Source organism: Kitasatospora sp. NBC_00070, assembly GCF_045041205.1.
Lineage (GTDB): Bacteria > Actinomycetota > Actinomycetes > Streptomycetales > Streptomycetaceae > Kitasatospora.
Genome location: NZ_CP108247.1, coordinates 90483 through 109719, shown reverse-complemented (window position 1 = coordinate 109719; position 19237 = coordinate 90483). Strand labels below are relative to the sequence as shown.

The 19237-nt window shown below is 71.3% G+C and carries 19 protein-coding genes, 1 tRNA gene and 2 pseudogenes; 13 read left to right on the top strand and 9 right to left on the bottom strand.

The window, feature by feature from the left end:
* Positions 1 to 13: 13 nt before the first annotated feature.
* A complete protein-coding gene (locus tag OHV05_RS00510; RefSeq protein WP_405015736.1) occupies positions 14 to 544 on the bottom strand; it encodes a DUF6326 family protein in 531 nt (176 codons plus the stop codon).
* A gap of 123 nt (positions 545 to 667) precedes the next feature.
* On the opposite strand from OHV05_RS00510, the gene OHV05_RS00505 reads away from it, so the two are divergent.
* The 6 genes and pseudogenes from OHV05_RS00505 to OHV05_RS00480 all read left to right on the top strand — a co-directional run.
* Positions 668 to 1807, top strand: coding sequence for a sensor histidine kinase (locus tag OHV05_RS00505; protein ID WP_405015735.1), 1140 nt, complete (start codon positions 668 to 670; stop codon positions 1805 to 1807).
* Entirely contained in the window at positions 1804 to 2460 is a 657-nt protein-coding gene (locus OHV05_RS00500) for a response regulator (RefSeq protein WP_405015734.1), read from the top strand. The genes OHV05_RS00505 and OHV05_RS00500 overlap by 4 nt, the downstream gene beginning before the upstream one ends.
* Positions 2461 to 3025: 565 nt before the next feature.
* Positions 3026 to 3205 carry a hypothetical protein gene (locus tag OHV05_RS00495; protein WP_405015733.1) on the top strand — a complete coding sequence of 60 codons (180 nt, stop codon included), beginning with the start codon at positions 3026 to 3028 and terminating at the stop codon, positions 3203 to 3205.
* The gene (locus OHV05_RS00490; protein ID WP_405015732.1) at positions 3202 to 4137 is read left to right on the top strand and encodes a 1-phosphofructokinase family hexose kinase; all 936 of its coding nucleotides are present in this window, start codon (positions 3202 to 3204) and stop codon (positions 4135 to 4137) included. Before OHV05_RS00495 ends, OHV05_RS00490 begins: the two co-directional genes overlap by 4 nt.
* Complete coding sequence (locus OHV05_RS00485) at positions 4115 to 4951, top strand: ketose-bisphosphate aldolase (RefSeq protein WP_405015731.1); 837 nt, start codon at positions 4115 to 4117, stop codon at positions 4949 to 4951. Before OHV05_RS00490 ends, OHV05_RS00485 begins: the two co-directional genes overlap by 23 nt.
* A 2-nt stretch (positions 4952 to 4953) precedes the next feature.
* Positions 4954 to 5215: pseudogene (locus tag OHV05_RS00480) on the top strand (acetyl-coenzyme A synthetase N-terminal domain-containing protein); the annotation flags it as partial.
* Between the two features lie 103 nt (positions 5216 to 5318).
* On the opposite strand, the gene OHV05_RS00475 reads toward OHV05_RS00480, so the two are convergent.
* Both OHV05_RS00475 and OHV05_RS00470 read right to left on the bottom strand, forming a co-directional pair.
* Entirely contained in the window at positions 5319 to 5726 is a 408-nt protein-coding gene (locus tag OHV05_RS00475; RefSeq protein ID WP_405015730.1) for a spore-associated protein A, read from the bottom strand.
* 572 nt (positions 5727 to 6298) lie between these two features.
* The gene (locus tag OHV05_RS00470; protein ID WP_405015729.1) at positions 6299 to 6754 is read right to left on the bottom strand and encodes a DUF2867 domain-containing protein; all 456 of its coding nucleotides are present in this window, start codon (positions 6752 to 6754) and stop codon (positions 6299 to 6301) included.
* A gap of 66 nt (positions 6755 to 6820) precedes the next feature.
* Between OHV05_RS00470 and OHV05_RS00465 the strand changes: the two genes are divergently transcribed.
* Both OHV05_RS00465 and OHV05_RS00460 read left to right on the top strand, forming a co-directional pair.
* Positions 6821 to 7351 (top strand): TetR/AcrR family transcriptional regulator, encoded by a 531-nt coding sequence (locus OHV05_RS00465; RefSeq protein ID WP_405021364.1) that lies wholly within the window; start codon positions 6821 to 6823, stop codon positions 7349 to 7351.
* A 54-nt stretch (positions 7352 to 7405) separates the two neighbouring features.
* A pseudogene (locus OHV05_RS00460) lies at positions 7406 to 7585 on the top strand (hypothetical protein); the annotation flags it as partial.
* A gap of 264 nt (positions 7586 to 7849) precedes the next feature.
* On the opposite strand, the gene OHV05_RS00455 reads toward OHV05_RS00460, so the two are convergent.
* A complete protein-coding gene (locus OHV05_RS00455) occupies positions 7850 to 7978 on the bottom strand; it encodes a hypothetical protein (protein ID WP_405015728.1) in 129 nt (42 codons plus the stop codon).
* Positions 7979 to 8175: 197 nt separating this feature from the next.
* Here OHV05_RS00455 and OHV05_RS00450 point away from each other — a divergent pair, with 197 nt between their 5' ends.
* Both OHV05_RS00450 and OHV05_RS00445 read left to right on the top strand, forming a co-directional pair.
* The gene (locus OHV05_RS00450; protein ID WP_405015727.1) at positions 8176 to 8529 is read left to right on the top strand and encodes a DUF4190 domain-containing protein; all 354 of its coding nucleotides are present in this window, start codon (positions 8176 to 8178) and stop codon (positions 8527 to 8529) included.
* Between the two features lie 58 nt (positions 8530 to 8587).
* Positions 8588 to 9748 (top strand): serine hydrolase domain-containing protein, encoded by a 1161-nt coding sequence (locus OHV05_RS00445; RefSeq protein WP_405015726.1) that lies wholly within the window; start codon positions 8588 to 8590, stop codon positions 9746 to 9748.
* 453 nt (positions 9749 to 10201) lie between these two features.
* Here the strand turns inward: OHV05_RS00445 and OHV05_RS00440 are convergent, their stop codons facing one another.
* Positions 10202 to 11002, bottom strand: a complete 801-nt coding sequence (locus tag OHV05_RS00440; RefSeq protein ID WP_405015725.1) for a serine protease — start codon at positions 11000 to 11002, stop codon at positions 10202 to 10204.
* A 1209-nt stretch (positions 11003 to 12211) separates the two neighbouring features.
* Between OHV05_RS00440 and OHV05_RS00435 the strand changes: the two genes are divergently transcribed.
* Positions 12212 to 12306 (top strand) — tRNA-Tyr (locus OHV05_RS00435).
* Between the two features lie 185 nt (positions 12307 to 12491).
* Positions 12492 to 12818 (top strand): hypothetical protein, encoded by a 327-nt coding sequence (locus tag OHV05_RS00430; protein ID WP_405015724.1) that lies wholly within the window; start codon positions 12492 to 12494, stop codon positions 12816 to 12818.
* A 272-nt stretch (positions 12819 to 13090) separates the two neighbouring features.
* On the opposite strand, the gene OHV05_RS00425 is transcribed toward OHV05_RS00430, so the two are convergent.
* The 4 genes from OHV05_RS00425 to OHV05_RS00410 all read right to left on the bottom strand — a co-directional run bounded on the left by OHV05_RS00425 (position 13091) and on the right by OHV05_RS00410 (position 17489).
* Positions 13091 to 14359 carry a DUF1254 domain-containing protein gene (locus tag OHV05_RS00425; protein WP_405015723.1) on the bottom strand — a complete coding sequence of 423 codons (1269 nt, stop codon included), beginning with the start codon at positions 14357 to 14359 and terminating at the stop codon, positions 13091 to 13093.
* A gap of 299 nt (positions 14360 to 14658) precedes the next feature.
* A complete protein-coding gene (locus tag OHV05_RS00420) occupies positions 14659 to 15174 on the bottom strand; it encodes a hypothetical protein (RefSeq protein WP_405015722.1) in 516 nt (171 codons plus the stop codon).
* Positions 15175 to 15848: 674 nt separating this feature from the next.
* The gene (locus OHV05_RS00415; RefSeq protein WP_405015721.1) at positions 15849 to 17051 is read right to left on the bottom strand and encodes a S8 family peptidase; all 1203 of its coding nucleotides are present in this window, start codon (positions 17049 to 17051) and stop codon (positions 15849 to 15851) included.
* Between the two features lie 291 nt (positions 17052 to 17342).
* Entirely contained in the window at positions 17343 to 17489 is a 147-nt protein-coding gene (locus OHV05_RS00410; protein ID WP_405015720.1) for a hypothetical protein, read from the bottom strand.
* A gap of 347 nt (positions 17490 to 17836) precedes the next feature.
* Here OHV05_RS00410 and OHV05_RS00405 point away from each other — a divergent pair, with 347 nt between their 5' ends.
* Complete coding sequence (locus OHV05_RS00405) at positions 17837 to 19018, top strand: serine hydrolase domain-containing protein (RefSeq protein ID WP_405015719.1); 1182 nt, start codon at positions 17837 to 17839, stop codon at positions 19016 to 19018.
* Positions 19019 to 19237: the final 219 nt, after the last annotated feature.

Below are 19237 nucleotides of genomic sequence, written 5' to 3'. Positions count from 1 at the left end.
ACTGCTCCTGGGTTCACGCCTGCTGCTGGGCGGGACCGGTTTCGTGGTCCGGGCTGGTCGCCACGGTCGCCGACGGTGTGGTGCGGGGCCAGGTCCAGGCGTACCGCAGGATGAGGGCGAGAACGAGCACTTCCAGTGCGACGCCGAGGCCGTAGAAGTACGTCCAGGACTCGCCCACCGCGTTGAACGCCGCGAAGAGGACCTGCACCGAGGCCACGATGAGGTTCGTGATGCGGTTCGCCCGGGCGGGCAGCGTCATGGACAGCACGACCATGAGGATCGGGATCGCCATGAGGGCGAGGAAGGTGGTCAACAACGTCTGGCTGATGTCGAACTTCCAGACGACGCCGCCCTCGATGTCGTCGATGACGCCGGGCTTGAAGAAGGCGAGAATGTCCACGTAGACGTACAGGAACAGGAAGCTTGTCCACGCTGCGGCGAGCTTGGCTCTCACCGGGATCCGCGGGTCTTCCAGTGCGGTGGTGCTGGGTTGACGTGTTGTCATCGCAGGCTCCGTTGTCGTGGTGAGGATCGGTAGGTCCACGGTCGCCGAGCCCGGCGGCGGGTACATCGGCGTCGAGGCCGGACCCGCCTCGGCCGTTGGGAGGAGCGGCGTCTCGTTCTTTCGGTCGGTCCCCGACGCCTCGGCAGTCCCTAGGCTGGGTGTGTGACCACCAACGCCCTGAGCTCGCTGTGGGCCGAGCCCCGCGCCACGGACGCCCCCGAACGGGTGCCGCGCGACTGGGTGCTGGTCGGGGTGTTGACGGTGACGGCGCTGCTCGAGGGGGTCCTCCGGGACGACGTCGCCTGGCGGCCGTTCGCGACGGTCGTGGCGGTCGGACTGGCGCCGGTGCTGCTCTGGCGGCGTACCCACCCGTTGGCCTGTGTCGTGGTGGCCTTCGGCACCGTGATGGCGTTGGGACTGGCGAGCCTGCTGGGCGGGGCGCCGAGCGTGGGCCTCGACACGATGATCTACGTCCTGGTGCTCGTCTACGCGCTGGTCCGCTGGGGCTCAGGGCGCGAGATCGTGATCGGCCTGGCGGTGGTGGCGGTCGCCGCGGGAATCGGTACGGTCGCCGACTACACCGGGCCGGCCGACGTCATCGGCGGGTTCGCCATCCTCGCGGCGGCGGCGGACGGAGCGGCGTTCCGCTACCGCGCCGAGAGCTGGCGCCGGGCGTTGGACCAGAGCCGCAGCGAGGAGCGGATCGGCCTCGCGCGCGAGCTGCACGACATGGTCGCCCACCACGTCTCGGCGATCGCTGTGCAGGCGCAGGCGGGCCGGGCGATGGCCGGGCAGCGACCTGAAGCGGCGCTCGAGGCGCTGGCGGTCATCGAAGGGGAGGCGTCGCGGACGCTCGCGGAGATGCGGGCCATGGTCCGGGTGCTGCGCGACGGAGCGCCGGCGGAGTACGCCCCCCAGCCCGGCGTCGCCGACCTGGTGGCCCTCGCCCGACGCGCCCCTGTCCCGGTCGTCGACGTGGAGTTGCCGGATGACCTGGACGACCTTCCGCCCCAGGTCGACGCGGCGGTCTACCGGCTGGCGCAAGAGGCGCTGACCAACGCCCTGCGGCACGCCCGCAACGCCTCGCGGGTGGAGATCCGGGTCGTCGGGGGCGCGGGAGGGCTGCGACTACGCGTGACCGACGACGGACAGATCGACCCGGCACGGTCGGTGAACCACGGCTTCGGGCTGCTGGGGATGACCGAGCGCGTGCAGCTGCTCGGCGGCACGCTGCGTGCCGGGCCGGCGCCCGAGGGCGGCTGGACGGTCGACGCCGAACTGCCGACGAAGGTACGCCGATGACGGTGCGCGTGCTGGTGGCCGACGACCAGGACCTGGTGCGCACCGGCCTGTCGATGATCCTTGAGGCGCAGCCCGACATCGAGGTCGTCGGCCAGGCCGCCGACGGCCACGCCGCCGTCGAGCTGGCACATCGGCTCCGCCCCGACGTGTGCCTGGTCGACATCCAGATGCCCGGGCTGGACGGCATCGCGGTGACCGAGCTCCTCGCAGGGCGGGGTGTCCCGGACCCGATCGCGGTGGTGGCGATCACGACATTCGACCTCGACGAGTACGTCCACGGCGCGCTCCGGGCCGGCGCCCGAGGCTTTCTGCTCAAGGACGCCGGGCCGGCGCTGCTCGTCCAGGCCGTCCACGCCGCCGCCGTCGGCGATGCCCTGATCGCGCCGAACATCACCCGGCGGCTGCTGGCCACCCTCGCCGCCAGGGAACCGTCGAGCCGACGGACCCAACCGATCGAGCCGCTCACCGAACGCGAGGAGGAGGTGCTGACGCTGGTCGCCCGCGGCCGTACGAACGCCGAGATCGCCGCCGAGCTGTTCATCGGCTTGACGACCGCGAAGACCCACGTCGCCAGCCTGCTGACCAAAATCGGCGCCCGAAACAGGGTTGAGATCGCGATGTGGGCGTACGACACCGGCCGGGTGGGGGACTGAACCGAACCTGACGGGCATGCACGACGACTGGTGCCCGGCTGGGTGTCGGCCGTGAGCTCAGACGACGCACCTGATTCGGCCGGCCACTGATCTGCTGATCGGCGTTCCGCCGAAAGTGAGAGCAACTGTCAAATCCGGTGGGTCGGTTGAGCTCGTTCCAGTAGCCCAGCGCGCCGTCACCGACGGCGAGGACGGGCGCGCGCATGCCCCGGGGTGCGGGCGGTTCGCAGAAGGGCCTGTCCGCACCAGGGCTCCTGGCGCAGAAGTGGCTGACGAACCAACAGGTCACCGCACCTCGGACGACCACCACCGTCCGCTGTGCCGATGGGCAAGCGCCGGGCCAGGCACCGGAGGCACTGACCTCCTCCGCGCAGCCCGCGCGTGCCGTGCGCCCGCTCGAACGAAGCCGGCGCACAGCCCGCCGTCCTGCGGTGACGACGGACGCTCCTGCGGCCCCTCTGCTGCGCAGAACCGCAGTAAGTCTTGCTTGCTCCTGCTTGAAAGTGCTACTAATCAAGCATTATTGAGCACCAGTACGGGCCAGATCCCCAGAAGGAGCCTCCGCATGGCTACCGCCGACCCGTCCCGCACCACGGTCGAAATCGCCTGGCACCGGAGAGCACCGGTGCGTGACGACCTCGACCGCGGTGCCTGCGTGATCGCGTTGGGCGCCGGCCGGACCGGCGACGCGGCCGGTTGCCCCGGCACCGGCCGGTACGCGTGGCAGGCGGCGGGTCGGCGATGATCCTCACCGTCACGCTCAACGCCGCGCTGGACGTCACCTACTTCGTCGACGCCCTGGTCCCGCTCGCCTCGCACCGTGTCGACGAGGTGCACGAGCGCGCCGGTGGCAAGGGCATCAACGTCGCCCGGGTGCTCGCGGCACTCGGGCATCCGGTCACCGTGACCGGCCTGGTGGGCGGTGCCACCGGCGCGCTGCTCCGCCGGGAACTGGGCACGGCCGGTCTGCACGACTGCCTGGTGCCGATCACGGGCGACTCGCGGCGCACCGTCACCGTGGTCTCCCGCCGGGACGGCGACGCCACCGTGTTCAACGAGACCGGGCCGGTCGTGCAGCCGGAGGAGTGGCGCGCCTTCACCGACCGGTACGCGCTGCTGGTGCGCGACGCCGACGTCGTCGTGCTGGCCGGCAGCCTGCCCCCGGGCCTGCCCGAGGACGCGTACGCGCAGCTCGTCACGGTGGCCGCGGCCGCCGGTGCCGTCACGGTGCTGGACACCAGCGGCCCACCGCTGCTGGCCGCGCTCGCAGCGGGGCCGGACGTGGTCAAGCCCAACGCCGCAGAGCTCGCAGCCGTCACCGGACAGCCCGACCCGGCCCTGGCGGCAGCCGCACTGCTCGCGCTGGGCGCCCGCGCGGTGGTGGCCTCCAGCGGTCCGGACGGGCTGCGCGCGATCACCCCGGACGGCAGCTGGCAGGCCACGCCGCCCGCCCAGCTCAGCGGCAACCCCACCGGCGCGGGCGACGCCTGTGTCGCCGCGCTCGCCGCTGGGCTCGCCCTCGGCGCGCCGTGGCCCGAGGTCCTGCGGGAGGCGGTGGCCCTGTCGGCCGCAGCCGTCCCCTGCCCGGTCGCCGGTGACTTCGACGCCGCGATCTACCACCGCCTGCGCACCAGCGTCCCCGTGGAGGAGACCCATGCCCCTGGCACCCACCGATGAGATGGTCCGGGCCGCGCAGCGGAGGCGGAGCGGCGTCGGCGCGTTCAACGTCGTGCAGATCGAGCACGCCGAAGCGATCGTGGCCGGCGCCGAGGCGGCCGGGCTGCCGGTGATCCTGCAGATCAGCGAGAACACCGCCCGCTACCACGGCGCGCTGGAGCCGATCGGACTCGCCTCACTCGCCATGGCCAGGGCGGCCGGCGTACCGGTGGCCGTCCACCTGGACCACGCCGAGTCGACCGACCTGGTCCGCGAGGCCGTTGAACTCGGCTTCACCTCGGTCATGTTCGACGCCGCGAAGCTTCCCTACGACGAGAACCTCGCCACCACCCGCGAGATCACCTCGTTCTGCCACGGCAGTGGTGTCCGGGTGGAAGCCGAACTCGGCGAGGTCGGCGGCAAGGACGGCGCCCACGCCCCGGGGGTGCGCACCGATCCCGGTGAGGCCCGGGAATTCGTCGCCGCGACGGGGGTGGACGCTCTCGCGGTCGCGGTGGGCAGCTCCCACACCATGCTCACCCGCGACGCCGTCCTCGACTTCGCGCTCATCGCCCAGCTGAGCGAAGCGGTGCCGGTCCCGCTCGTCCTGCACGGCTCCTCCGGCGTCAGCGACGCAGACCTCGCCCAGGCCGTCCAGGCGGGCATGACGAAGGTCAACATCTCCACCCACCTCAACAAGATCTTCACCCAGGCCGTCCGCGACCACCTGGACGGCCACGCGGGGGTGGCCGACCCCCGCAAGTACCTCGGTCCCGCCCGTGCTGCCGTCACGGCCGAGGTGGCCCGGCTCCTGCGGGTCCTGAACGGGGCCTGACCATGGCCAGGAAGGAGGAGCGTCGTTTTCGCTCCCCCGGCGGAGCCGGCGGCCGACGCCAACGTCACCGCGGCCGCGTACGCGCAGGCGCCCGAGGACCGGCTCGGTTTCCGGGCCGAGCAGGCCCGCCGCCTCAGCTGGGCGGTCGAGCCCACCGAGACGCTGGGCTGGTCGAACCCGCCGTTCGCGAAGTGGTTCGCCGACGGCAGGCTCAACGTGGCGTACACCTGCGTGCGTCACCCGATCAGGGGCCGCTCTGAAAGGGCTCAGTGATCAGCAGTTCGGCATGCGGCTGGAATCGGCAGGCTTCGGCCACCTGCTCCGGCAGGACGTCCTGGACACCTACCGCAAGCGGCGACGGGCCTGGTCAGCCGCAGTGCGAGTTGTACTGGTGGATGACCTCGCCGTCGATGGTGCCCTGCCAGTCGATGCACGAGTGCGCCGCGTAGATGCGCACCGGGCCGGCGTAGGTCGTGTAGAAGCCGCCGTCCGATACCCAGGTGCCGCCGGAGAGCCGGATGCCCGCGTCCATCGACTTCAGGTACGAGCTCGAGCTGGTGCGGACGGTCACCACGCAGTTGTAGCCGTTGGAGCTGTTGTAGGTGAGGAATACGGTCCCCTCCGCCAACGGCAGCGAGTCGACAACGGAGTACCCGCTGCCGCACGCGCCGTTGTAGCTGGCAGCCTCGGCCACGCTCGGCATGACCGCGACGCCGCCCGCCGCCATCGCGGTGACCGCCGTGCTCATGGCGATGCGCTTGAAGAGCTTCCTCATGATCTGTCCCACTCCATTCCCGTTACTCACCAGACGAACTGAGGATCCGCAGCCTCCAACGGCATGACTGCCGGCCGCGGCACCCCCTGACGCCATCGTGGCGAGCCCTGGTATCACGGACGTAACACTGGGCCACAGGCTCGGTAGCGGGCCGCAGTTGAGCCCGCCGACTCCGACTACGGCGAGGTCACGCGGACCGCCGGCCGGTTGACGGAGTGCCTGAGCCCCGGGGAGCGACGCCGTCTTCCGGGACAACGCGGTCTGCGCCTACCGGCTCCGGCTGCCCGACGCGGGGGCCGAGCCGTAGGGAGGAGCGGTAGGACCGACCGTCCAGGATCGTGGCCGGCTCGGGCAGCACGGTGCTCTGCTCGCGGGCCGCAGCCCCGAACTCGCGCACGCCCGGGCGACGGTGCACGTGGCAGAGGTCGAGCAGTGGCTGCGGGACACCCTCGGGATGCCCGGCTCCCTGCTCAGCCGACGGCGAGCCGCGCTCCGGCGCCGGTCTGACGCACCGACAGAACGCGACCTTCGCCGAGGCGCATCGCAACCGTGGCGGACGGTGCGAGGTCCGGTCAGCTCGCCGCGTGTCGGAGCAGTGAGCGGATGAGGGCGTGGTGGAAGGGACGGACCGGGCGGAAGTAGGCCCGGCCGAGGGCGTTGTGGAACTGGACCACGGTGGAGACCGTCAGGTCGGAGCCGTCGGTGTGGACGGAGGCACGGAAGTCGAGGTGGCGGTCGTCCGTGCCGAAGACGACCTCCCGATCGGTGACCAGCAGCGTCGGGAACGGGGCGGCCGACCGTCGGTCCCCGGTACGCAGGCCGAACGGGCGGACCAGCGCGTCGCGCAGGCGCATCAGTCGGCCGATCCAGCTCGGAGCGCCGGTGAAGAGCCTGCGGATCCACTCCTCGGGGTCGGCGCTGCTGCCGGGCGGCAGGGTGACGGCGTAGGCGTCCCGGTAGTCGATCCGGGGGAGCTGCGCCGGCAGGACGGAGTCGGCGGGGACGGGCACGACGCGGGTGATGGCCATGCTCCGTACGGTAGCGTATGGAGCATGGCGCGCACCGGAAACGCACGATTCACGGCCGAGGACTGGCTGCACTCCGCACTCGCCGCGATGGCCCGTGGCGGGGTCGGAGCGGTCCGGGTCGAGCCGATCGCCGCCGAACTGGGCGCCACCAAGGGCAGCTTCTACTGGTACTTCGCCAACCGCGAGGCCCTGGTGACGGCAGCGCTCCAGCACTGGCTCCGGGAGACCACCGAAGGCGTGGCCGAGACCCTCGCCGAACTGCCGGACCCCACGGACCGGTTGCGCGCACTGCTCGGCACGGTGTTCGCCGAGCGACCCGGACGCGGCCTGGAGGTGGCGTTGCAGGCGGACGTGGACTCACCCGAGGTCCGCAGCGTCCTGGCCGAGGCGGACCGCCGACGCCTGGCGATCCTGCGCGGCCTCCTCACCGACGTCGGCCTGGCCGGCGAGGCCGCCGAACGGACCGCTCTCTCCGGGTACGCGACCTACCTCGGCTTCCTGCAACTCCAGCGCACCGACCCGGACCTGGTGCCGAACGGGGCGGACCGTGCGGCGTACGTCGACTCGCTGCTGGCCACGATGCTCGCGGGGCACTGAGGCACCGTCGACCGTGCAGCGGGTGCCGGGAACCGAGCCGGCGGCCGCCCGCCCGCATTCGACAAGCGCCGCTACGTCGTCGAACGCTGCTTCAACCGTTTGAAACAGCGGCGTGGCATCGCCACCAGGTGCGACAAGAGCGCCGAAGGCCACCCTGTACAACCGGAGTTCCGTTGCGTCCGTGGCGGGCCAGCCCCGACCCCTCGCACCGCTATGGCCTGCAGACTCATATGATCGCCGGGACTTCGAAACACCCTGGGCCGCGACCTGGGCGGAGAGATAGAAGACCCGCAATAGGCGGCGGTGGTAGCGGTGGGGCCGGCGCATGGCCGTCAGCGTCGCGGTCCAGCCCACGGCGACGTGCAGCAGCAGCCACAGCGGGGTCCGCAGCCGGTCGGCGCCGAGCGGCCCGGCCGGCTCCGGCAGCGGCGTGTCCAGCAGGCGGCGGGCCCCGCGACCAGCACCCGCCGGGTGGTGTGGGCCGGCCCGGCCCCGCGATCAGCCCCGCCCACACCACTGGCACCAGCGCGGCCCTCCGTACGGGCCGGACTCCCACAGCAGCGCGGGCAGCACGGCGAACGGCAGCAGCACCGTGCTCGCCGCCGCGCCGAGGAACACGGACGGCACACCCGTGGATGTGGAGCCGCGTAGCAACGGCCGGATTCCCCAGGTCACGGACGCCGAGTATGACGTCCCGCACTCCCGGCCTCCTCCCCCGATCGGGGGAGCGCGGTTTCGCTCCCGCCGGGGAGGCGCGTACGGGGCGCCGTGTTCCAGGATCGGTCAGGCCCGGAGCGACCGGGCCGATCACGGAAGGACAGCGGATGCACGCCCCTGGAACGACGGCCTCCCGGCTCGCGGCAGCACGCAACATCCCGGCGTCGGCGGCCGTGGTGCTGGGCACGCTCGGCCTGTTCACCTCGTTCGCGGTCGTCGGCGGCCTGCTCGGCGCCGCCGGCCTGGTCACGGGCACCGTCGCCCTGCGAGCGTGCGGACGCACCGGCACCGGCCGGGGCCGCGCGCTCGTCGGCCTGCTGCTCTCGCTCGCCGCGATCGCGGTGTCCGTCCTGGCCGCCGCCTTCATCGCCTGGTACGCGAACCACACGCAGGAGTGCTACCGCCCCGACGGCATCCACCAGTACGTCGAGTGCGTCCGCCGCAACCTCTCCGGGCACTGACCGCGCCGGGAACCCCGGCGAACACCAAGACCGCACACACCAGCAGAGGTGACATTCCATGAACTCACATACGCCGCTTCGGTTCCACGTCCTGCGTCGCAGGACGACTCACACCGCCGTCGCCGTGGCCATCGGGGCCCTCGCCCTCGGTGCGCTCGCCCCGTCCGCCGTCGCCGCCCCAAGCGCCGCCAGGCCGGACGCCATCCAGCAGCGTCTGAACGCAATGGTGAGCCCCGATCACGCGCCTGGCGCTCTGGCCGCCGTCCGTGACCAGGCCGGCCACACCCGTACCTACGCCGCGGGCGTCGGGGACCTGGCCACCGGTACGAAGGTGCCCCGGAACGGCGAGGTACGGATCGGCAGCGTCACCAAGACGTTCACCTCGGTGGTCGTGCTGCAACTGGTCGGCGAGGGCAAGATCCACCTCGACGCCCCGGTCGAGACCTACCTGCCCGGCCTCCTGCGCGGCCAAGGGATCGACGGGCACCACATCACGGTCCGTCAGCTCCTGCAGCACACCAGCGGACTTCCCGACTACGAGGACGACGTCACCGACGACATCATCCAGCGCCGCTACCTCTCCCCCCGCGACACCCTGGACATCGCGCTGCGGCACAACGCCGTCTTCGCCCCGGGAACGAGTTGGGGATACAGCAACACGAACTACGTGGTAGCCGGAATGATCGTGGAAAAGGTCACCGGACAGCCCCTTGCGAAGGAGTTCGACAAGCGCATCATCAAGAGGATCGGGCTGCGCCACACCTACCTCCCAGCCCGCGCCGAGACCACCCTCCGGGGGCCCCACCCCCACGGCTACCACAAGGACAGCCCGGACGGATCGCTGCGCGACGTCACCGAGATCGACCCCTCCTCGGCCGGGGCGGCGGGCGCGATGGTCTCCACCAGCTCCGACCTCACCCGGTTCTTCTCCGAGCTCGTGAAGGAAGGCCACCTCCTCAGCGGCCCCGAGCTCAAGCAGATGCGCACCACTGTTTTCACGGGCATGCCCGGCTACGGCTACGGACTGGGGATCATGAGGACACAGCTGTCGTGCCACAAGACCGTCTGGTGGCACAACGGCAGCATCCCCGGCTACGGAACCTGGAGCGCCGCCACCGACGACGGACGCGCCGCCAGCGTCATCATGACCGCCGACCCGACCAGCCAAGCGGACATACAGCCGGCCGAGGATGCCATCGACGCAGCCCTGTGCGGCTGAACCACGCCTCCCTGGGAACCGTCGGCGCGCTGGGGAACTCGGCCGGCGTCGTTGCGCAGACCCGCAGAGACCCCCGTGCACCGGGCCGGCACGGCAACGGTATTCAGAAGACGACGAAGGTGGCTCTGTCGGTGAGTCCCGACTCCACCGGAAGGTCGGTTCTGACTGCAGCGGGCGATTCCGGATCGCAGCTTCTGGACGGGAGCCGACTCCAGTTCGGCTGCACTGGGCCTTCCTCGAAGTCGTGATGATGTCCAGCTCTCGTGCCATCGGGCGGCGCGAGCTCTACCGCAGGTGACCACTCGAGCCATCACTCTTCGTGATTTCTGACGAACCGGCGACGATTGTCCGCCCGCACCACGGCCCCGGCAGCCGGTCAGCTGCCGGGGCCACCTGACCGGCCCGAACTCCGAACCGCACGTCCGGTCCTCGGGCCGACAGGGTCGCGGGGTCTCAGCCCCGGTTGGCGGTGATCCAGTCCAGGTAGCGGGCAACGTCGGTGTAGACGCCCGGGGAGCCCGCCTGGGCGCAGCCCCTGCCCCAGGAGACCAGGCCGCGAAGGACGCCGTCGGCCTGTGCGGGGCCGCCGCCGTCGCCTTGGCAGGCGTCCTTGCCGCCTGCGGGCGGCCCGGCGCAGAACATCGTCGCGCTGTCGTAGACGGGTGTCTCGACCAGCGAGCCCAGGAGGCTCGGTGCGCCGCGGTCCCAGCGGTTCAGGAGTCCGAGGCCGAGTCCGCCGTAGGCGTTCTGGCACGTCTGCTGGCTGGTCACCGCGACCTTGACGGTCTTCAGCGTCGCCGGTGTCGAGCCGCCTTGTGTGGTGGTTCCCCAGCCGGTGACGGTCAGTTCGGTACCGGCGGCCGGTGTCTGGTTCGAGGTGGGCAGTTGGGCCGCGGCGGTGGTGGCGCCGTTCAGCGGGATGTCGGTGGCGAGTTTGAGGATCGCGATGTCGTTGCTGAGCGAGAGGCCGTTCCACTGCGGATGGGTCCGCACGGACCGGACCGCGGTCAGCGTGCCGCCGGAGGCGTGCCGCAGGCTGCCGGAGCGGACCCTGAAACTGGCCGCCGACATGCCGGCCACGCACTCGGCCGAGGTGAGCACGGTGTCGCGGTCCAGGATGACCCCTCCGCAAGCGTGGGAGGTGGTCTTGATGCTGACCTGGAAGGGCGCGGCGCCGGCGGTGGCATCCGAGCCGCCGACGACCGCGCCGGCCGGAGTCGCCGCGGTCAAGGCGATCCCCAGGGCAGCGGTCACGGCCGGTATCGCCGTACGGACCGATCGGTGGATGATCATTCTTTCCCCCCAAGTGGGCAGCGGCCCGGCCGGACCCCGCCGCGGCGGGCCGGACGACCTGACGCTGCATCAAGTGTCTTGATCACCGAGCCTTCCGGCACCCGGCAGGGCCCGTCAAGTCCATGCCAGAACCTGTCGCGCCAACGCCTGATCCCGGCGACGGCCACCGAACCCCGGAACCGCAGGACTCCGACTGCCCGCCCACACCCGCCGCGAGCCTGTCCGATCCACCAGACGTCAACTCACACTCAGTGACATCGACGGCTCGTCATCTCGTGCCGAGCCGCCCCCCTCGGGCAACCTCAGGGCCGCCGACACCCAGCAACGAAGTCCCGCGAGCGACCGTCAACGAGGCACAGGCCGCTTCCGCCGACCCCGGCACGCATCCTGCGCTACCGCACCGACCTGAAGACCGGCACGGTCAGCCGCCAAACCGGCTACGCGATCACCGACCTGACCTCGCAACAGGCCTCGCCCCAAAGGCTCGGCCGGCTCGCCAGATCGCAGTGGACCATCGAGAACCGGCTGCACTTCGTCCGCGACACCACCTTCGCCGAAGACGCCTCAAAGATCCGCACCGGCCACGGCCCCGAGAACACGGCGACCCTACGCAACCCGGCGATCACCACGCTGCGGCAGCACGGGCACCGGAACATCGCTTCCGGCCTCCTGCATGCTCCTACGAACCCTTCTGCCGCCCGCTCGACCTCCTGGGCATCACCTGACCAGCACACTCACAAGATCGCGGGACTTTGCAACGGCCCTGGCGCCGTTGGCGTCCTTGTAGGTGACGTCGAAATGGCGGGTGGCCGGGTCGGAGGCGATGGCTGACCCCCGCAGTGACAGGGCGAGTGCGAAGGCGGTACCCGTCTCTCCGCCGCTCCCCGAGTCCGTTCCCGCCCAGAGGCCGCCCGCCCGATGGCGTCCGCACGATCCATCAGAAGGGTGCCCGACAACTACGCCCACCCGGAGACCAACGACCGTGCCCAGGGGCGGGGGATCGGCGGACGGCCAGCAGGGCGCAGCCGGTCTTACGGGTGAGGGCGGCCGTGTCCCTGGGATGGCCGGGTGTCGCCCACCAAGGTCCGTCAGCACCCGGTCAGGCCCCGGTCAGGCGGGGCGGGCAGAGTGGTGTCACGCCGAAGGGGCAAGCGCCGCCCCGGAGGCTTGGGAGAGGTGCCCGGAGTGGCTGATCGGGTGCCTGGCCGGTAACGGTCGAGCAGGACCTCTCGGGGTCCGCGCAGGTTCGAATCCTGCCCTCTCCGCCCACCGAATACCCCGGGGCTGACCGGCCGCTGGGCCTGGTGCAAGCAGGCGGCGACCGGCCAGGCCGGACTCGTCCAGCGGGCATTGGAGTGCCGGAGAGCAGCGCGATCCTCGCACCCAGCACCGACAATCCCCGGACCTCAACCGCAGTCTGGAGAGCGCCGGCACCGTACCCAAGAGCACCTTGGCCACCGCGGGCGGCGCCGGCGGGGAGAAGCCGAAGTCCGCCGACCGCACCACCTTCTCCCCATCGCGTCAGGCGCCGAAGGCGGTCGGGGGTAAGAAGAGCACCTCCACGAAGGCGACGGCGTCGAAGCCGGCCACCAGCGCCACCGGCGAACGCCGCACTGCGGCGGCCGGCCGGGCGAAGGAGGACCTGGGCGCTCTCACCAAGGCCGAACTGTACAAGCGCGCCACCGACCTCGACATCGCCCACCGCTCCACCCTGACCCGCGACGAACACCAGAAAGCCGTCGCCATCGCTTCCCGTCACCTGTGCGCAGCTTCCTGACGTTGCGTCGCCCCGACTGACTGCCGCAAGAGCCGGGCTGCTCACCGCCGGGCCTGACGCCGCGCCGTCTGCGGTGCTGTGGTGTCACCAGCCCACCCGGAAGTGGGGACTGGCACGCTGTCAGGCACTGCTGTCCTCGGGGGAGGAGCACTACAAGCGGCGGATGTTCCCTGTACCGTCCGCGTGTTGAAGGGCTTTGGCAGGAGCCATCGCGCTACGCACTGCCATAGACGACATCTTCGGGCTGCCTGCGAGCCGATGGGGCGGTGCGGTCAGTCCAGGCGTTCGATCGCGGGGGGCTCCCATGTTCCCTGCGCCACCTCGGGCTTCGGGGAGTACAGGCGCAGCGCCACCTTGAATGCCCCTTCGGTCGGGGTGGGCAGCCAGTTCGCGCTGCCGCCGGTGGGTTCGTGTGCCTGGATGGTGAGGGTCAGTGATCCGTCGTCGCCGTAGTCCAGGCCGGTGCGGTCGCCCAGGGCGTAGCGGTTGGCCGGGTTCGCGACGAGGTAGCTGTCGGGGTCGTAGAGGGTGAGTGACCAGAACGCGTCCACCGGCGGGAGTTGTTCCTTGTCGAAGTGCAGCCGGTAGTGGTGTGAGGCGTCCAGGGGGCGGCCCTGGCCGTCGGTCAGGGCCAGGGGGTAGCAGGCGTCCTCGATGAGGTTGCCGCCGACGCCGAAGAAGGTCCAGGCCGCCCGGTAGGGGTAGCGGGTGCCGTAGCGGCCCATGTCGAGGGTGACCATCCAGCCGTTGACGTTCTCGCCCAAGTGGGCCTGCGCGGACCGGACGGTCTCTTTGGCGTCCTCGACGCTGCGGGTGATGGCCCCCTGGACTTCGGGGGTGAAGTCGTCCCAGGGGAACACCGCGCCGGGTCCGATGCCCAGCGCGGCCAGGCGTTCCATCTGCGGGGCGTCCTCGGGGTAGACCGGGTTGGTGGCGAGCAGGTCGTTGAGCCGTGAGAAGAACCGGTCGGGCGGCATGGCGAAGACCTGGGTGGTGACCGGCGTGCGGGCGTCGACGCCCGGTTGCAGGGGTACCTCGGCGGGCGGCGTCCAGTCACTTCCCCAGGCTGCCAGCGGCACCAGGCGGTACTGGTCCTGGAGTCGGTGGGCGGCGGCGTAGTCCTGGGGCCCGGAGACGTAGGTGCGGCCGCCGAGCAGGGCGAGGTTCGTGGGCATGCGCAGTTCCTCGACGCCTTCGGGCAGCTCTCCGCTCCAATCCGGGCCGGTGATCGCGAAGTGTCCGCCGCCGGCGCCGATCGTGCGGGTACCCGGGACGTGGGGCACGTTGTTCCAGGCGTCGATGAGCTGCATCAGCCAGTAGCGCTCACCCATCGGGGGGACGGAGAGCACCAGCGGCCCGCCGGACAGGTCCAGATCCGCGATGGAGTACAGGGTGTCCACGTTCAGGCCCACCACGACCTGGTCGGAGGCGTCGGGCAGCTCGCGGAAGTGCGCGAACTGGTTGACCGGCGCGCGTCCCTTGTCCGGCCGTGTCACCTGGGACGTCGTCTGGATCTGCAGCGCGATGTAGACGAGCGGCATACCGAAGACGAAAGCCTCCTGAGCGAGCTCCGCCGCCTCGGCTACGCTCAGCGCTCGCTTCGCATGACCGTCGTGCACCTTGGATCACATCCTCCGTCGGGCCGGACTGCTCCTCTGGTGCGGTCCCGTCCTCGGCCGATTCCGGTCCGAGCCTGCCGCTCCACCAGGTCAGTAGAGCAATGCAGACGCGGCTCCGCATCCCGACATGCAGCCCCACCTGTTCGGGTGCCACGGCTGTCGGACCAGCCCCGCGCCGGACCGGCGCGGGGCTGGGCTGGTGGGCGGGTGCTGAGGGGTGGTCAGGTGTTGCAGTAGTTCCGGTTGCCCGTGGCGAAGCCGGCGGTGCTGCTGGCCCAGGTCGGGTCGCCGTCGGTGTCGTAGAAGACGAAGTTGCCGTCGTTCTGCACCCGGGCCGTTCCACCGGGGGCGGGGCTCAGCGCACCGAGGGTGCAGACCGTGCCGCCGGAGGAGTTGAGCAACCGGACGTAGCCGGACTGCGACCAGACCACCCGGGTCACACCCATCCCGTTCGTCCCGCTGGCCCACAGCGGCCAGTCCTGGGTGTCACTGAGGGCGTAGAGCACGAGGTTGCCGTCGGACTGAAAGGTCAGCCGGGTGTAGTAGCTCGCGCTGACGGAGGCACCGGGGTACCAGTCGGCCTGTGCGAGGGTGAAGCGGGCCGCCGTGCTGCCGCCGGCCAGGGCCATCGCTTCGGTGCCGGACGCGGTGACCGCGGTGACCGCCGCCGTGCAGACCAGGGCCGTGCGGACGGCGGCCTTGCGCAGCCACGAGCCGCCGAGCTGGCTGATTCCCATGAGACTTCCTTCGGTTCGAGCGGAGGGACGTGGTCCCCCGTGCGGTCCCGCTGGGGCCGCCCACGTCCGGGACGAACCTACGAAGGGCGCGTATCAGCCCGATAACCTCGCCGTCACACCACCACGGGCCCGCCTCCCGCGTCGGCGACCGGGATTGGGCAGGTCAGAGGCGCTGACATGCGGGTGGGGCCGATCCACCGTGTGCTGTACACGATCAGCGAGAGCGGGGAGGCCTGCCGATGGCGGGCTTTGACAGTGACTGGTACCGGTGACTCCACCCTGAAGGTGAGTTCTGACTCCAGTGGGTCGGCGTGGAATATGTATCGCCGAGTTTTGACTCCAGTGATGGGGCGGTAGCGCGAGGACGGCCGTGCTACCAAGAGCGCGGGGCAAGTGCCCGGCTCCAACGTCGAGTTGTATGCCGCGATCCGCAGGGACGCACGTGACGAGGGGCTGTCCTGTCGCGCGCCGGCGTTGAAGTACTCGGTGGGCCGGCGCACGGTCGCGGCCGCGCTGGAGTCGGCGTTGCCCGTTCCGCGCAAGCAGCAGCCGCCGCCGCGCAGGTCACGTCGTCAGCGACGTCGGTGGTGGCGGTTTCGGGGCTGCCCTGCCGGGTCTGGACGTGCCGCTGCCCCGCCGGTGTGTGGCGGGGCAGCGGGGGTGGGCGGGGCCGGTTAGAGGCCGTTGGTGTACAGCAGCGCGTTGGGGGTGCTCTTGGAGACCTTCGTCAGGACGTCCTTGGTGGTGTTGTCGCCGATCCATTCGGCGATGCCTTCGGGGGTGGCGTCGGGGTGTGCGGCGAGGTAGAGCGCGACGACGCCGACGACGTGCGGGGCGGCCATGGAGGTGCCGCTCTGGGCGATGCTGCCGCCGCCGAGCTTGGCGGAGACGATGTCCGCACCCGGCGCGTAGAGGTCCACGCAGGTGCCGTAGTTGCTGAAGGACGTCTCCTCGTCGAACTTGCTGGACGCGGCGACGGTGAGGACCCGCTCGGCGGAGGCGGGGGAGACGTAGCAGGCGTCCTTGGAGTCGTTGCCCGCGGCGAGGACGGGCAGGACCCCGGTGTCGGAGAGAGCAGTGGCGGCCTTGTTGACCGCCTCGCTCTCGTCGCCGCCCAGGGAGATGTTGGCGACGGCGGGCTTCTTGGCGTTGGCGGCCACCCAGTCCAGGCCGGCGATGAGCCGCTCGGTGGTGCCGGTGCCGTCGCAGCTCAGGACGCGGACACCGACGAGGTTCACCTTGCGGGCCACCCCGTAGGTCTTGCCGCCGATGGTGCCGGCAATGTGGGTGCCGTGGCCGTTGCAGTCGGCGCCTTCCTGCCCGTCGCCGACCACGTCGGTGCCGGAAGTGGCGCGGCCCTCGAACTCCTCGTGGGCGTACTCGATGCCGGTGCCGATGACGTAGGCGGTGACACCGGCACCGTCGCCCGTGACGGTGAAGGACTCGTCCAGCGGCAGTTCCTTCTGGTCGATGCGGTCCAGGCCCCAGCTCGACGCCGCCTCCCGCATCGCGGACGCGGACGCCGCAACGGCCTTCGGGATGCTGGTGAAGCCGTCCTCCTCGACGGCCTCCACACCGGGCAGGGCCCGCACCCGCTCCAGCTGGCCGGCGTCCAGACGGGCGGAGAACCCGTTCAGGACGGTGCGGTAGGTGTGCAGCGGCTCCACACCGTGGACCTTGGCCGCGGTCGCGGCCGGGTCCAGGCCCTCGCGGACCGTGACGATGTACTGGCCGGGCACGACCTGCACAGCCCGCTGAAGCGGGGCAGCGGCTGCGCCGGCCTGTTCGGCGGCTCCTCCGGCCGCCGCGCCCTGCGCGGTGGCCAGAGGGATGAGCAGCAGGAGGGCTGCGGACGCGCAGCGCGCGGACAGTCGCATGGGTACTCCGTTCACGAGAGGGCCGTCCCCGGGGCAGGGACAGCCCCGCACGTGACGGCCACCTGATACATCGTCCGTTGACGTACCTTCCTTGAGCGGCGGCACCGGCGGAAGCCGCATCGGCGCCCGGACCACGACGCTGTCGCAGTTGCGGCCGTGGTAGACCTTCGGGACCGTCCCACCCCGAGCGCCAGGCGAAACCGCACCAAGGTGGAGTCATTTCCCGCATTCAGCCCGTGCCCCTGACGCCCCTGAGCGGAGCCAGAACTGACCTACCACTGCTACCAGTTGTCACTGACGCAGCCAGGTGGCAGGCACACGACGGCGGGACAGCAGGTGGGGCACGGTCGCGGACTCCGGGTGGGACGCGGTGTTCAGGTAGCCGCCGCGTGGCTGGTTGTTCCCAGCCTTCAGGTGCGCGAGGCCGTTGACGAACATGGTGGCGCCACTGCGCCGTCCGAGCTCGCTCGCGACGCCTCGGCACGGGCGTGGCGTTCGCTGTCGGGCCTTCGGGGCCTCGTCTGTCCGCGCAGCACAGCCTCGCCGGAGCCGCTGACCAACCGGCACCGAGATGACCGCCGATCTCAGCGCCGGAACCCCGATGCGTGGTCCCCACCCTGACGGCGACTCAGGGGTCAGGGCTCGGGTGCGGTCAGGGTCGGACCCGGATGGCAGCGGGGGTCCGGTCGGCCAGACTGGGTCGAGCAGGAAGCAACTGACTACCAACTCTGGAGTACCGAAGCGTGAACACCCTTGTGCACCACCGTCGTTGGCCCCGTCTCGTGATGGCTGGAGCGATGCTGGCCGCCGTGGTCGTGGGGGCCGGAGGGGCGGCGGTGGCCGCGCCCCGGGACGCTGAAGCGACCGCAGCGGTCCCGCTGCCGCCGCTCGACCGGGCCGCGATCCGCCAGGCGGTCGCCGGATTCCCGACCGCGGACGTGAACGGCGTCCTGGTGCGCGTCACCGGCAGCGCCGGCCGGTTCGAGACCTCGGCGGGCGTCGGCGACCGAACCACCGGTGAGGCACCCGACCCGCAGGGCCGGTTCCGGATCGGGTCGATCTCCAAGGTCTTCACCGCCACCGTGGTGCTCCAACTCGCGGCCGAGCACCGGCTGGACCTCGACGGCACCGTCCAGCGATACCTGCCGGGCCTGCTCCCGGCCGACCTGCCGCCGGTGAAGGTCGGTCAACTCCTCGACCACACCTCGGGCCTGCCGCACGGCTCCGGCGACGCCTGGGGCGACGGCACCGCCACCTGGTTCGTCGATCACCGCTTCGACAGCTGGACCCCCGAGCAGGTGGTCGCCACCCTGGCCGGCCAGCCGATGGTCTTCGCGCCCGGCACCGGCCAGCAGTACAACGGTCTCAACACCTTCGTCGCCGGCCTGCTGATCGAGAAGATCACCGGCCGCTCCTACGCCCACGAGGTCCAGCGCCGGATCATCGAGCCGCTGCACCTGCACGACACCGCCGTCCCGGACCGCCGCGACCCCCGGCTCGCCCGCCCGGCGGCGCACGCCTACCTGACCGCGCCCGGTCCGGACGGCGCCGACCGCCAGGTCGACGTCACCGAGCAGAGCCCCTGGCCGTGGGCGGAGGGCGGCCTGATCTCCAGCGCCCCCGACCTGGACCACTTCCTCACCGCGCTGTTCCAGGGCCGGCTGCTGCCCCCGGCCCAGGAGGAGCAGCTGTTCACCGTGCCCGAGGTCCCCAACGTGGACAACTCCCAGTGCTTCCCGGGCCAGCAGCAGGCCTGCATGAGCAAGGGCCTGGTCCGCACCGAGATCAACGGGGTGACCCTCTGGGGCAAGACCGGCTCCCGCCCCGGCTGGACCAGCGGCGCCTTCGCCACCCGTGACCTCCAGCGCCGGATGGTCTACTCGTTCAACCCGACCACGACCCGGGGTGCCGACATCCGCTACGTCCTCAAGCTCGCCAACGCGGTCGTCCCGCCCGCCGCCGGGTAGCCCCGTCGCCGGGGCGGCTCAGCAGCCGGACGAGTCCCAGTCCGCCCGCCGCCTGGTGCGTACCGTTCAGCGCGGGTGGGAGCTGGAGGACCTGGTCCAGACGACGCCGGGACAGCATCTGGGGCTCGGTACCGGACTCCGGGTGGGACGCAGTGCGGCGGGACAGCGTCCAGGGCTGACCGATACGAGCTGGGGGGATAACCTCTCCAGCCACTCCGC